Source organism: Ralstonia sp. Ralssp135 (genome assembly GCF_047304345.1).
Lineage (GTDB): Bacteria > Pseudomonadota > Gammaproteobacteria > Burkholderiales > Burkholderiaceae > Ralstonia > Ralstonia chuxiongensis.
Window position 1 is genome coordinate 13,697 of record NZ_JBGLYZ010000037.1, and the last position, 12,723, is coordinate 26,419.

Below are 12,723 nucleotides of genomic sequence, written 5' to 3' on the forward strand. Positions count from 1 at the left end.
GCGGCCGGGATCCCCATTTTTTCGTGCGAATGCCCACTGCACAATTTTTAGGCGCACCACCGAACACCCTTTTGAATCAGTCACTTAAGGTGCTTGTCCGGGCAATGTCCACAACCCGTCCACAGGACTGTCCCGTGCCGGTGTGGATTTCCTTGCGCTTTTTCGAGGCGCGCCCTCGTTCTTCTCCAAATCCACGCCAAAACCCTGGCTGCCTCTTTTTTAAGCACCCCGCGGGACTTCCTTTTGGATCAAGCACTTAACGTACTTGTTGAGGCAATGTCCACAACCCATCCACACAACTGTCCCGCAGCGGTGGGGATTACTCGCTGTTTTATCGGGTCCGTGGGCGTTTGTTCATGGATTGGCCTCCGAAATGCCGCTTGCACATTTTTTAAGCACGACACCGAACTCCCTTTCGCATCAAGCACTTAGTTTGCTTGTTCGGGCAATGTCCACAACCCGTCCACAAGACTGTCCCGCGCGGCTGTGGATTGCCGCGGCCAGCATCTTTCGTGACAGCGCGTTGACCATCGCCTGCGGCTGTCGCGATGCTGCGCCATCGTGTTGCCGTGGCAGGTCCGACGCGCTAGAGTGCTGCCTGTTTTTGCCGCAACGGACAGCGTTCGGGGACGCGGACGGCACAAGCAGCAAACCAGAACAGAATCACACTCCTTCTACAACGACAAAACGGGTTGTCCAGTGTTTTCCATCATTCAAGCCGCCGGCTGGCCAATCTGGCCGCTATTGATCGCCTCGGTGCTCGCACTCGCGCTCATCATCGAACGCTTCGTCGCCCTGCAACGCAAGAAGATCATTCCGCCCAAGGTGTATGACGAGGCGCTGGCCGTCGCGCATCAGCGCCGTGCCACGCCAGAAGTGGTGAACACGCTGGAACAGGGCTCGCCGCTGGGCCGGCTGCTGGCCGCTGCGCTGCGCCACGTGGTGCTGCATCCGAACACCACGCGCGATGCCGCCAAGGAAGTGGTGGAAGAAGCCGGCCAGAATGTTGCCCACCGCCTGGAGCGCTATCTGAACGCGCTCGGCACGATCGCTTCGGTGGCGCCGCTGATGGGCCTGTTCGGCACCGTGGTCGGCATGATCGAGATCTTTGGCAGCCAGACCGCCGCGGGCACGAACCCGCAAGCGCTGGCGCACGGCATCTCGGTCGCGCTGTACAACACCGCGCTGGGCCTGGTGGTGGCCATCCCGACACTGATCTTCTGGCGCTACTTCCGTGGCGTGGTCGATAACTACGTGGTCGAGCTGGAGCATCTCTCCACCACGTACCTCGACGCGATCCTGCCGCCGCGGCGCGGCTGATCCGGGCAACGCCCTACTGGAAACAGCCATGCGCTTCCGCCCGCGCCGTGCCCGCGAAGAGCCGGAGATCAACCTGATCCCGCTGATCGACGTGCTGCTCGTGATCCTCATCTTCCTGATGATCACGACCACGTATTCCCGCTACACCGAACTCAAGGTCAACCTGCCCACCGCCGAGGCTGAAAAAGCCACCGAGCGCCCGGGCCAGATCGTTGTGTCCGTCACTGCCAACGGCGTCTACTCTGTCGACAAGCAAGTGCTCGACACCCGCGATGTCACCAGCCTGGCCGACGCGCTGCGCAATGCCGCAGGCAAGGCCGGCGGCCCTGAGCCCATCGTCATCGTCAACGCCGATGCGCAAGCCGCGCACCAGGCGGTGGTGAATGTCATGGAAGCCGCGCGGGTGGCTGGTCTGTCGCACCTGACCTTCGCCACGCAAACCGGCAACGCCCGCTAAGAGACTGTCTCTAAACCACCATCACGCCGCATGCCCGTCGCCCAGCACCGCCTTGCCAGCTTTGTCACCCGCCAATGGCAGCAACGCAGCTGGTTTGCGTGGGTGATGTGGCCGCTGTCGTGGCTGTTTGGCGGGGTGAGCGCCTTGCGCCGGCTGCTGTTCCGCACTGGCGTGCTGCGCTCGGTGCGGCTGCCGATGCCGGTGGTGGTGATCGGCAACGTGACGGTGGGCGGGGCCGGCAAGACGCCCGCCGTGATTGCGCTGGCGTCGGCATTGGCTGAAGCCGGCCTGCGGCCGGGCATCGTCTCGCGCGGCTACGGTGCGCAACTGAAGCATCCGCGCCCTGTGCGCGAACACTCCCGCGCAGAAGACGTCGGCGATGAACCGCTGCTCATCGCGCGCGCCACCGATCTGCCGGTGTGGGTCTTCCCTGATCGCGTGCTGTGCGCGCAGACGCTGCTGGCCTCGCACCCGGGCTGCAACGTGATCGTCTGCGACGACGGCCTGCAGCACTATCGCCTGCGCCGCGATATCGAAATCATCGTGTTCGACACGCGCATGGGCGGCAACGGCTTCCTGCTGCCCGCCGGCCCGCTGCGCGAGCCGATGACGCGCCGCCGTGACGCCACGCTCATCAACGACCCGAACTACCGCGCCACGCCCGACCGCCCGGACGTCTTCGGCATGCACCTCGAGCTGCAGGACGCCTACAACCTGGCCGACCCGGCGCTGCGCCGCCCGCTGGCCCAGTTCGCACGCGTCGAAGGCGGGCAATTGCTGGCCGCGGCCGGCATCGGCAACCCCGAGCGCTTCTTCGCTTCGCTGCGTGCCGCCGGCCTCAAGCCGAGCACGCTGCCGCTGCCCGACCACTACGATTTCGCCGACAACCCGTTCACCGACAGCCACGCCGAAGTCATCCTGATCACCGAAAAGGATGCCGTAAAATGCGGCCATCTCGACGACCCGCGCATCTGGGTGGTGCCGACCACACCGGTGGTCGACCCCGCGCTGGTCGAACAGGTCTGCCAGCGCGTACGCGCCCTGGCCGATCGCGCAACGCTCAAGGCAAGCGCACAATAACGCCACCCCATCCGCAGTACCGGCGCGCCGCCTACCCTTTGAGCGGCCGCCACGGAGCCTCTACCGCCATGGACAATCGCCTGCTGGAAATCCTCGTCTGCCCGTTGTGCAAGGGCACGCTGCAACACGACCGCGCCAACAACGAACTCATCTGCCACGTCGACAAGCTGGCCTACCCCATCCGCGACGGGATCCCGGTCATGCTGGCTGACGAAGCGCGCCAGACCGTGGAAGGCACGCCGGTCGACCCGGCCTGATACGAAGGTCGCCGCCATGTCGCACGCGCCGTTCATCGCTGTCATTCCCGCGCGGCTGGCGTCCACGCGGCTGCCCAACAAACCGCTGGCCGATATCGACGGCAAGCCGATGGTGGTGCGCGTGGCTGAACGCGCGCATCAGTCGTCGGCCGCGCGCGTGGTGGTCGCCACCGATGCAGCGTCGGTCGCCGACGCCTGCATGCAGCATCACGTGGAAGCCGTGCTCACGCGCGCTGACCACGCCTCCGGCACCGACCGTCTGGCCGAAGTGGCCACCGTGCTCGGCCTTCCCGACGACGCCATCGTCGTCAACGTGCAAGGCGACGAACCGCTGATCGCGCCGACGCTGATCGACAACGTGGCCGCGCACCTGCGCGATCACCCCGACTGCGCCATCGCCACCGCTGCCCACCCCATCCACGACCCGGCCGACGTCTTCAACCCGAACGTCGTCAAGGTCGTGCTGGACGCTGCCGAGCGCGCACTGCTGTTCTCGCGGGCGCCGCTTCCCTGGGCGCGCGACACCTGGACGCCCGCCGTCATGGCGCAGTCCGCTGCGGAGCGCCCGCTGCCGGCCATGCCCGTGCTGCGCCATATCGGCATCTACGCGTACCGTGCCGGATTCCTGCGCCGCTTCCCCCAATTGGCCGCTACCCCCCTCGAACAAACCGAGCAGTTGGAGCAGCTACGCGCCATGTGGCACGGTGAGCGCATTGCCGTGCTGACCACGAATGACGCCCCCGCTGCCGGTGTCGATACCCCCGAAGACCTCGCCCGAGTGCGCGCTGCCTGGGCTGAACTGCTGACCCAGGACGGCCCCTGAAGCCGCTATTTCTCTGAACTTTGCGCGCGGGGCTGCCAAAACCCCGGCCCCGCCATGGCATAATCGCAAGGACGACAAGCCGCATGACGACGCCCACGCAGGCGCCACAGCGGCGACAGGGAGACAAATCGAGCCATGGGTGCCGCCGTCCGGCGGACGCCTGATTCCCCAGAGTCCGGTAAGGCTGGCGTCAACTTCGCCCGCTAGGCTGCCTGTTTGCGTCGATTGCGTCGCCATGGCTTGATCACCAGGCGTATTGGGAATCCGCCCTCTCGGACCGATTCCCAACGCGCTTCATAGAGCCTGACAGCGCGACAGGATTCGAAAACTTGAGGAACTCGTCACCATGCGGTTGATTCTGTTGGGCGCGCCCGGCGCCGGCAAAGGTACGCAAGCCAAATTCATCTGCGAAAAGTTCGGCATTCCGCAGATCTCCACCGGCGACATGCTGCGCGCGGCCGTCAAGGCAGGTACCCCGCTGGGTATCGAAGCGAAGAAGGTGATGGATGCCGGCGGCCTGGTGTCGGACGACATCATCATCGGCCTCGTACAAGACCGCCTGCAGCAGCCTGACTGCAAGAACGGCTACCTGTTCGACGGCTTCCCGCGCACCATTCCGCAAGCGGAAGCCATGAAAGATGCCGCCGTAGCAATCGACTACGTGCTGGAAATCGACGTGCCGTTCGACGCCATCATCGAGCGCATGAGCGGTCGTCGCGTGCACGTGGCATCGGGCCGCACGTACCACATCAAGTACAACCCGCCCAAGACCGAAGGCGTGGACGACGAAACCGGCGAAGCGCTGATCCAGCGCGATGACGACAAGGAAGAAACCGTGCGCAAGCGCCTGGACGTGTACGAGAACCAGACGCGTCCGCTGGTGGACTACTACTCGCAGTGGGCCGCCAACGGCAATGGCGCCGCCAAGGTTGCCCCTCCGAAGTACCGCAAGATCAGCGGCGTGGGCAACGTGGACGAAATCACGGCCCGCGTGTTCGGTGCCCTGCAGGACTAAGCGCACCCGCAAACACTCGCCAGGAAAAACGGCGCCTCGATCATGAGGCGCCGTTTTTTTTGCGCGATCGCCGGCCGCTTCGCGCTACCATATGACGTTGACGTAAACGTCAAGTAACTCGCAATCCACAAACGAGGAGACACGGCATGGAGATTCGCGATCAGGTATTCATCGTCACCGGCGGCGCGTCGGGACTGGGCGCAGGCACGGCACGTACGTTGGCGGAAGCCGGCGGCAAGGTGGTGATTGCGGACCTGAATGAGGCCGCCGGCACCGCACTGGCTCAGGAACTGGGCGGCCGCTTCGTGCGCTGCGACGTCACATCCGAAGCGGACGGGCAAGCCGTTGTGGAAGCCGCCACATCGCTGGGCACGCTGCGCGGGCTGGTGAACTGCGCGGGTATCGCCACGGCATCGCGCACGGTGGGCAAGACGGGGCCGCATCCGCTGGACCAGTTCGCACGTGTCATCAACATCAATCTGATCGGCACGTTCAACATGATCCGCCTGGCCGCGACGGCCATGGCCGGTAACACGCCCAACGCCGGCGGCGAGCGCGGCGTGATCATCAACACGGCATCGGTTGCAGCGTTTGACGGGCAGATTGGCCAGGCGGCCTACGCGGCGTCCAAGGGCGGCGTGGTGGCGATGACGCTGGCGATTGCACGTGACCTGTCGCGCGACGGTATCCGCGTGATGACGATTGCCCCCGGTATTTTCGAGACGCCGATGCTGCTCGGCATGCCGGCCGAAGTGCAGGACGCACTGGGCAAGATGGTGCCGTTCCCGCCGCGCCTCGGTAAGCCGGCGGAGTATGCGCAGCTCGCGCGCGCGATCGTCGAGAACCCGATGCTCAATGGCGAAACCATCCGCCTGGATGGCGCCATCCGCATGCAGCCGAAATAAGCGCGGCGGTCAGGTCACGAGGTGGCTGGCAGCGCCATCCGGCGAATCATCTGCCACGCCGCCTCGGCCGCCGGCGAGAGCGAGCGATCCTGCCGACGCGCCAGCACGATGGCGCGCGTTTCCTTTGGCGACAGCGGCACCGCCACCAAGGGCGACGACGACGGTAGCGGCAACGACAGCGACGGCACCACGCCTGCGCCGATACCCGCTTCCACCATGCCGAAAACCGCGCTGCTGTGGCCCATCTCCTGCGCGACATCAGGTTGAACGCCGTGGCGCAGGAAGATGCGGTCGATGAGCGGTCGGCTGCCCGAAGCATGGTCGAGCAGGACGACCGCCGTGCGATGCAGATCTTTCCAGCGCACGCTGCTGCGTTGCGCGAATGGATGATCCTTGCGACAGACGAGGCAGAACGGATCGATCAGCAGCGGCTCGGTCCATAGGCCCTCGGTATCGAGCGGCTCCACCACCACACCGAAATCTGCTCCGCCTGTGCGGATCAATTGCAGCGTGTCGACCTGCACGGAGTCACGCACGATCATGCGGATATCCGGATAGCGCACTGCGCACTCTGCCACGTACACCGGCATCAATCGGGTCGACACCGTTGGGCTGGACGCCACCACCACGCGCCCGCGCCGCTGCTCGCCCACCTGGCGCGCCTGTTGCAACGTGTCGTCCAGATCAGCGACGAGGCGATCAAGCGCCGTCGCCAGCGAGCGCCCCACTTCCGTCAGCACGACTTCGCGGGTGGTGCGATCGAGCAGCTTCAAGCCCAGTTCGCCTTCCAGCTCGGAAATCGAGCGGCTCACGGCCGGCTGTGTCAGGCCGATGGTGTCGCCCGCGCGGCTGAAGCTGTGCGCACGTGCCACGGCGAGAAAGACACGCAATTGGCGCAGGGTCACATTCATGCTGACGACGTATGAATTGATTCGATCAATGCATTTGTATTCTAGATGGGGATGTTGTGCAATAGCGCCTATCCCGCCATCCAACCCGCGCCGTCACGTAACGGTGACTGCGCACGCACATGAAGATTCCGCTTCTGTCTCCGTTGTTGTCCCATATCGATGGGTTCATTCGCGCCATGCTGGTGATGGTCGCGCTCGCCCTGTTCTTCCCCGCGCTTGGCGCGAGCGACGGTCCGCTGCGGCTCGACATTGTCACCATCGTCGGCGTGTCGCTGGTGTTCTTCCTGCACGGCGCGGCGCTCTCGCGCGAGAAAATCGTGGAAGGCGCCCGCAACTGGCGCCTGCATCTGTTCGTGCAAAGCTGCACATTCATCCTGTTTCCGCTGATCGGCGCGGTCATCCTGTTTGCGTGCAAGCCGTTCATTCCGGCTGAGCTGCTGCTGGGCGTGTTCTATCTGTGCGCGCTGCCATCCACGGTTTCGTCGTCGGTGGCGATGACGGCAATGGCCAAGGGCAACGTGCCGGCCGCCATCTTCAACGCGACCATTTCAGGGTTGATCGGCATGATTGCCACGCCGCTGCTGATGAGCTTCGTGATCCAGGCCTCGGGCGCGGACCTCTCAGTCGGCAAGGCGCTGCTGGGCGTGGCCGAACAACTCTTACTGCCGTTCGTGCTGGGCCAGTTGCTGCGCCCGGTGCTCGGCGGCTTCATCAACAAACACAAGCCGATCATCAACAAGGTCGACCGCGCGGTCATCCTGCTGATCGTGTTCAACTCGTTTGCGGATTCGACGCACGCGGGTGTGTGGTCGAAGTATCCGTGGGAGACCATCGTGGCGGTGGCCCTCATGAGCGGCGCGCTGTTGTTCGTCGTGCTGGGTGCGACGACATGGCTGTCGCGGCGCGCAGGCTTCAACCTGGCCGACGAGATCACCGCCGTGTTCTGCGGCTCGAAGAAGAGCCTGGCGAACGGCGTGCCGATGGCGAAGATCCTGTTTGCCGGCAACCCCGCGCTGGGTCTGATCGTACTGCCGCTGATGATCTATCACCAGTTGCAGTTGATCGTGTGCTCGACGCTGGCGCGCAGGTATGCGGATCGCGTTGCCCATGCGGAGGCCGGCGCAGGCGCCCCGGCCAGCCGCCCGGCTTGATCAGCGCAAGGTCGTCAAGCTCGCGAGTTCCTCTTCCGGCCAGTGGTAGGTGCGCACCCAAGCGTGCCCGCCATCGGCAGTCTCCAGCCAATCCCGGCTGACCGGCACACCGCCCAGCGCTTCGTAAAAGCCGATCGCGGCGGTGTTCGCCTCGTACACCAGCAGATGCAATTGTGTAATGCCCTGAGCTGCGGCCCAGCGTGCCGCTTCGCCCATCAGGCGCTTGCCGACGCCATGGCCGCGTGACGCCGGCAGCAGATGCAGGTTGTCGACAAGCACACCCCAAGGCGCGCCGTCTTCACGCAGGGTGCAGAGAAAACCAATGGTTTCGCCGTCCAGTTCGGCACACCACATGCATTGCCCTGCCACGGGTGCAGTCATGCGTTCATGCCACTTGGCCTGCATCTCAGCGTTGGCCACGTCGTCGAGATACGCATCGGACAGGATGCCGAGCCCGCGATACGCGCTCTGCCAGCTTCGCGTGTGGATGTCGGCGATGGTGCTGGCGTCAGACGCACCGCCTTCGCGCAGCACGAGCGTCGTCATGCGTCAGACGCCCGGGTTGCGCGATAACGGCGGGTTCTTGGCAAAGTAGGCGCGAATGCCGCGCAGGATGGCGTCGGCAAGCTGGTTCTGATGGCCCAGATCGTTGAGCTTGGCTTCTTCTTCCGGGTTGGAGATGAAGGCCGTCTCGACCAGGATCGACGGAATATCCGGCGCCTTGAGCACGGCAAATCCCGCCTGCTCGACCTGCCCCTTGTGCAGCCGGTTGACGCCGCCGATCTGATCCAGCACTGCCCTGCCGACCTTCATGCTGTCGGTGATCTGTGCGGTGGTCGACAAGTCCAGCAGCACGCGCGTGACCTGCGCGTCTTTCGAGCCCAGATTCGCGCCGCCAATCATGTCGGCCGCGTTTTCCTTGTTGGCGAGCCACTTGGCCTGCGCGCTCGAAGCGCCACGATCGGACAGCACAAACACCGATGCCCCGCGCGCTTCCGGCGAGAGAAACGCATCAGCATGGATGGAGACGAACAGATCCGCCTGCACGCGGCGCGCCTTCTGCACACGCACGCCCAGCGGGACGAAGTAGTCGGAATCGCGCGTCATCATGGCGCGCATGTTGGGCTGGGCGTCGATCTTGGCCTTAAGCATGCGAGCGATCGACAGCACCACGTCTTTCTCGTGCGTGCCGGCACCGCCCGTGGCGCCCGGGTCTTCGCCGCCATGGCCGGGGTCGATGGCGACCGTGAGCAGGCGACGCATGCGCGGGCCGCTCGACGGCGCGCGCGGCACGGGTTGCTCGGGAATGATCTCCAGCGGCGGCGTGTTCGGCGCGTTGGCGAGCGTCGACGGAGGATTCGTAGAGGTCGCCGGCGGCACCTTGCGCGGCGGCGTGCGGTTGGCAAGCGCAGGGAGGTGCGGCTCTTCGATCGGCGGCTTGGTCGGGCTGCCGCCGCTGCTGCGGCGTGCCAGTGCGGCGATGGGGTCATCGTCATCCGACGGCGACGGCATCGGCGTACCGCCCGACGCAGCAAAGCGCTCCTGCTTGCCCTCGGTGGCCTGCACGAGCTGCATCAGCGGGTCGGGCGGGTTGGTCGGATACAGATCGAAGACGAGCCGGTTGCGATAGCCCGCAATCGGCAACAGCGTGAACACCTGCGGGTTGACGCTTTCCTTCAGGTCAAACACCAGGCGCACGACGCTCGGCCGGTTCTGACCCACGCGCACCTGGCGGATGTACGGATCATTCGGCGCGATCTTGGCGACCAGCTCGCGCAACGTCGGGTTCAGGTCCAGCCCGTCGATGTCGACCATCAGGCGATCCGGATCCTTGATAAGCTGATGCGTAGCCTTGAGCGCGACGTCGGACTCGATGGTCACGCGCGTGTAATCCTGGGCGGGCCACACGCGCACAGCGACGATGTTGGCGCCACGCGCAATCTGCGGGCCCACCAGGCTCAGGATGACCGTGCCTGCGCCGGCCTTCGCCATGCGCGTGAGCCATTGGCGGCGGGCCTGGCTCGGCAGGTTGGGATCATCCGGTTGGTCGGTCGGCAGATGCTTGATCAGCATGGGAACAGGTGTTGCAACGACTGTAGAAGTTGAAGGCCGGTCTGCGTGCGTGCGCTCAGACGTGCAAGGCGCGGTGCATGCTCAACGCCGTCATCGTAGGTTTCGTGCACAACGTCGACCGATAAAGCGATGTGCAGATCGGGCGTGCCGAGCAGCGCCTGGGCCTTCTCGGGCCATTCGACCAGGCACAGCGCGGGTTCGGCAAAGCAATCGCGGAACCCGGCATCAGTCCATTCTTCGGGATCGGCAAAGCGGTACAGGTCGAAGTGATAGACCTTTTGCGTGCCCGTAGTTCCGGCAACGTCGTACGGCTCGACCAGCGTATAGGTGGGGCTGCGCACGCGCCCGGTATGTCCGAGGCCGCGCAGAATGGCGCGCGAGAGCGTCGTCTTGCCCGCGCCCAGATCGCCCGAGAGTTGCACTTGCACGGGCCGCGGACCGAGTGCCAGCACGGCATGCGCCAGCGCCGCGCCAAAGGCCGACGTGGCCGCTTCATCGACAAGCGAAAGCGTGCGCTCGGTGAGCGGAGGGGTCAGACCAGAAGGCGCGTCAGCAGGGAGCACGGTGGGCATTGCGTACAATTTAGGCATGTCCGCCACCCCCACGTCATCACCCGAAACGAACCTGGATGCACGCTTGCCAGCCGATGAGGCCGGCATGCACGCGCTTGTGGCGCAGATCCGCTCCTGGGGTGCCGAACTCGGCTTCGATGCAATCCGCATCGCCGATGTCGACCTGTCGCACGCTGAAGAAGGGCTCCAGACGTGGCTTGCGCAGGGGTTTCACGGTGACATGGATTATATGGCGAACCATGGCATGCTCCGCGCACGCCCGGCCGAACTTGTTGCCGGAACGGTACGCGCCATCGTCGCGCGGATGCCGTATCTGCCACATCTGGCCGATCCGCGAATGGCCGGCAGCGACTGGCGCACCATCGAGTGGGATCGTCTGCGCCGCCCCGAAGACGCGACTGTCTCGCTCTACGCACGTGGCCGCGACTATCACAAGGTGCTGCGGCAACGCCTGCAGAAGCTCGCAGAAAAGATTGCTGGCGCCGTGGGGCCGTATGGTTTTCGCGTGTTCACCGATTCAGCACCGGTGCTGGAAGTCGCACTGGCGACCAACGGCGGCCTGGGCTGGCGCGGCAAACACACGCTGTTGCTGGACCGCGATGCGGGCTCGATGTTCTTCCTCGGCGAAATCCTCGTCGACCTGCCGTTTCCCGTTGATCCGCCCGTGGAGCCCCACTGCGGCAACTGCACGCGCTGCATCGACGTGTGCCCTACGCAGGCCATCGTCGCGCCATACACGGTGGACGCACGCCGTTGCATCTCGTACCTGACCATCGAGCACAAGGGCAGCATCCCGGTCGAGCTGCGCCCGGCGATGGGCAACCGCGTCTATGGCTGCGACGACTGCCAGCTCATCTGCCCGTGGAATAAGTTTGCAGTGCCGGCCAACCTGCCTGACTTTGACGTGCGCAACGGCTTGGACGCGGCCACGCTGGCTGGTCTGTTCAACTGGACCGACGCCGAATTCAACCAGCGACTGGAAGGCAGTCCGATCCGCCGCATCGGGCACGAGCGCTGGCTGCGCAACATTGCCGTGGCGATCGGCAACGCACTGCGCGCCCCGCTGCCGGATACCACGCGCGCGCAACTGATTACCGCCTTGAAAGCACGCGCCGATGACGCCTCGGAACTCGTGCGTGAACACGTGGCCTGGGCACTGGCGCAGACGACGTGAGCGCTCGCTCGGGTTAGGCACGCCAACGCATCAGGACTGTGATGCGCCTTTAATCTGCCTTTCCAAGTTGCCACGCCGATTGGTTTAAAAATCCAACAAAGTGCGTGTAGCACAAAACCGCGAATACCTGCTTAACGCTCACGCCAGCGGGGCCTTATACCGCCTAGTACGCAAACGCTTGCGCATCAGGGCAGACACTAATTGTTTGTAAATAAAATATCGGGAAAATGGCGGCTTAATCTCAAACCGCCCATTTCGATGTTTTCCGCTCTTGTTCATCTCTGTTGCGCATTGCAGGTTGCTGCGCGTGCCCGTTCATCCAGGATGGCACGCGCGTGGCGCGGCGGCGTCATGGGCGCGATGCTCTGCGTCGCGTGCGCGAGCCCGGCATGGGCAACGGTGAACGTCGAGGGTGTGCCGTTCGACGACGCCGCACGTGTGGCCGGCCGCGAACTGCTGCTCAATGGCACGGGCCTGCGTTCAGTGTTTGTCATCAAGGGCTATGTCGCAGGCTTGTACCTGCCCGAGCGTGCGAAGAACGCTGCGGTCATCCTCGGCATGAAGGGGCCGAAGCGGCTGCAGATCCACCCGCTGCGTGATGTGGGCGCCGATACGTTCATCCGCGCGCTGAACGACGGCATCCACCGCAACCAAACAGAAATTCAAATGCAGAGGCTGGCCGACCGTCTGACGCAGTTGGAAGACGCGATGCGCCAGATCGGCTCCACCAAGCGTGGCGACACCATCAACTTCGACTACGCGCCCGATGCCGGCACCACCATCAGCATCAATGGCGTGGCGCGCACCAAAGCCATCCCCGGCGAAGACTTCTACCAGGCTGTGCTCAGCATCTTCATCGGCAACAGCCCGGTCGACCGCGATCTGAAAAGCGGGCTGCTCGGAACCTGACAATCTGACGATTGGCTTTTCAGGGTTTCCCCGGTGGCCGTGTGGTTGGCGTTTGCGGTTGTGCTATTCAGCAGTT

General features: G+C 64.6%; 14 protein-coding genes. 10 read left to right on the forward strand and 4 right to left on the reverse strand.

The window, feature by feature from the left end; all coding sequences use genetic code 11:
* Positions 1 to 699 precede the first annotated feature (699 nt).
* The 7 genes from ACCD03_RS20645 (at position 700) to ACCD03_RS20675 (ending at position 5,857) form a co-directional block, all read left to right on the forward strand.
* Entirely contained in the window at positions 700 to 1,320 is a 621-nt protein-coding gene (locus ACCD03_RS20645) for a MotA/TolQ/ExbB proton channel family protein (protein ID WP_045202714.1), read from the forward strand.
* A gap of 28 nt (positions 1,321 to 1,348) precedes the next feature.
* Positions 1,349 to 1,777, forward strand: a complete 429-nt coding sequence (locus ACCD03_RS20650; protein ID WP_004631807.1) for an ExbD/TolR family protein — start codon at positions 1,349 to 1,351, stop codon at positions 1,775 to 1,777.
* A 30-nt stretch (positions 1,778 to 1,807) separates the two neighbouring features.
* Positions 1,808 to 2,857 (forward strand): tetraacyldisaccharide 4'-kinase, encoded by a 1,050-nt coding sequence (lpxK, locus tag ACCD03_RS20655; RefSeq protein ID WP_413412734.1) that lies wholly within the window; start codon positions 1,808 to 1,810, stop codon positions 2,855 to 2,857.
* 68 nt (positions 2,858 to 2,925) lie between these two features.
* On the forward strand, positions 2,926 to 3,114 hold the full coding sequence (locus ACCD03_RS20660; RefSeq protein WP_004631803.1) for a Trm112 family protein: 189 nt from the start codon (positions 2,926 to 2,928) through the stop codon (positions 3,112 to 3,114).
* Positions 3,115 to 3,130: 16 nt separating this feature from the next.
* On the forward strand, positions 3,131 to 3,937 hold the full coding sequence (gene kdsB, locus ACCD03_RS20665) for a 3-deoxy-manno-octulosonate cytidylyltransferase (RefSeq protein ID WP_253538786.1): 807 nt from the start codon (positions 3,131 to 3,133) through the stop codon (positions 3,935 to 3,937).
* A 346-nt stretch (positions 3,938 to 4,283) separates the two neighbouring features.
* Positions 4,284 to 4,952 carry an adenylate kinase gene (gene adk, locus ACCD03_RS20670; RefSeq protein WP_253538789.1) on the forward strand — a complete coding sequence of 223 codons (669 nt, stop codon included), beginning with the start codon at positions 4,284 to 4,286 and terminating at the stop codon, positions 4,950 to 4,952.
* Between the two features lie 146 nt (positions 4,953 to 5,098).
* Positions 5,099 to 5,857 (forward strand): 3-hydroxyacyl-CoA dehydrogenase, encoded by a 759-nt coding sequence (locus ACCD03_RS20675; protein WP_252690766.1) that lies wholly within the window; start codon positions 5,099 to 5,101, stop codon positions 5,855 to 5,857.
* Positions 5,858 to 5,871: 14 nt separating this feature from the next.
* Here the strand turns inward: ACCD03_RS20675 and ACCD03_RS20680 are convergent, their stop codons facing one another.
* On the reverse strand, positions 5,872 to 6,768 hold the full coding sequence (locus tag ACCD03_RS20680; RefSeq protein WP_232040865.1) for a LysR family transcriptional regulator: 897 nt from the start codon (positions 6,766 to 6,768) through the stop codon (positions 5,872 to 5,874).
* A gap of 119 nt (positions 6,769 to 6,887) precedes the next feature.
* Here ACCD03_RS20680 and ACCD03_RS20685 point away from each other — a divergent pair, with 119 nt between their 5' ends.
* Positions 6,888 to 7,919 carry a bile acid:sodium symporter family protein gene (locus ACCD03_RS20685; RefSeq protein ID WP_413412735.1) on the forward strand — a complete coding sequence of 344 codons (1,032 nt, stop codon included), beginning with the start codon at positions 6,888 to 6,890 and terminating at the stop codon, positions 7,917 to 7,919.
* On the opposite strand, the gene ACCD03_RS20690 is transcribed toward ACCD03_RS20685, so the two are convergent.
* The 3 genes from ACCD03_RS20690 to tsaE are packed head-to-tail and all read right to left on the reverse strand — an operon-like array spanning position 7,920 to position 10,564.
* A complete protein-coding gene (locus ACCD03_RS20690) occupies positions 7,920 to 8,465 on the reverse strand; it encodes an N-acetyltransferase family protein (RefSeq protein ID WP_413412736.1) in 546 nt (181 codons plus the stop codon). It lies immediately after the preceding gene.
* Positions 8,466 to 8,468: 3 nt separating this feature from the next.
* Positions 8,469 to 9,992, reverse strand: a complete 1,524-nt coding sequence (locus ACCD03_RS20695; protein ID WP_413412737.1) for an N-acetylmuramoyl-L-alanine amidase — start codon at positions 9,990 to 9,992, stop codon at positions 8,469 to 8,471.
* Positions 9,986 to 10,564, reverse strand: a complete 579-nt coding sequence (gene tsaE / locus ACCD03_RS20700) for a tRNA (adenosine(37)-N6)-threonylcarbamoyltransferase complex ATPase subunit type 1 TsaE (protein ID WP_413412748.1) — start codon at positions 10,562 to 10,564, stop codon at positions 9,986 to 9,988. The genes ACCD03_RS20695 and tsaE overlap by 7 nt, the downstream gene beginning before the upstream one ends.
* A gap of 16 nt (positions 10,565 to 10,580) precedes the next feature.
* On the opposite strand from tsaE, the gene queG reads away from it, so the two are divergent.
* Together queG and ACCD03_RS20710 are read left to right on the forward strand one after the other, a co-directional pair.
* Positions 10,581 to 11,738: a tRNA epoxyqueuosine(34) reductase QueG gene (gene queG, locus ACCD03_RS20705; protein WP_413412738.1), complete on the forward strand. Its 1,158-nt coding sequence runs from the start codon at positions 10,581 to 10,583 to the stop codon at positions 11,736 to 11,738.
* Positions 11,739 to 11,996: 258 nt separating this feature from the next.
* Positions 11,997 to 12,647: a chalcone isomerase family protein gene (locus ACCD03_RS20710; RefSeq protein ID WP_413412739.1), complete on the forward strand. Its 651-nt coding sequence runs from the start codon at positions 11,997 to 11,999 to the stop codon at positions 12,645 to 12,647.
* Positions 12,648 to 12,723 lie beyond the last annotated feature (76 nt).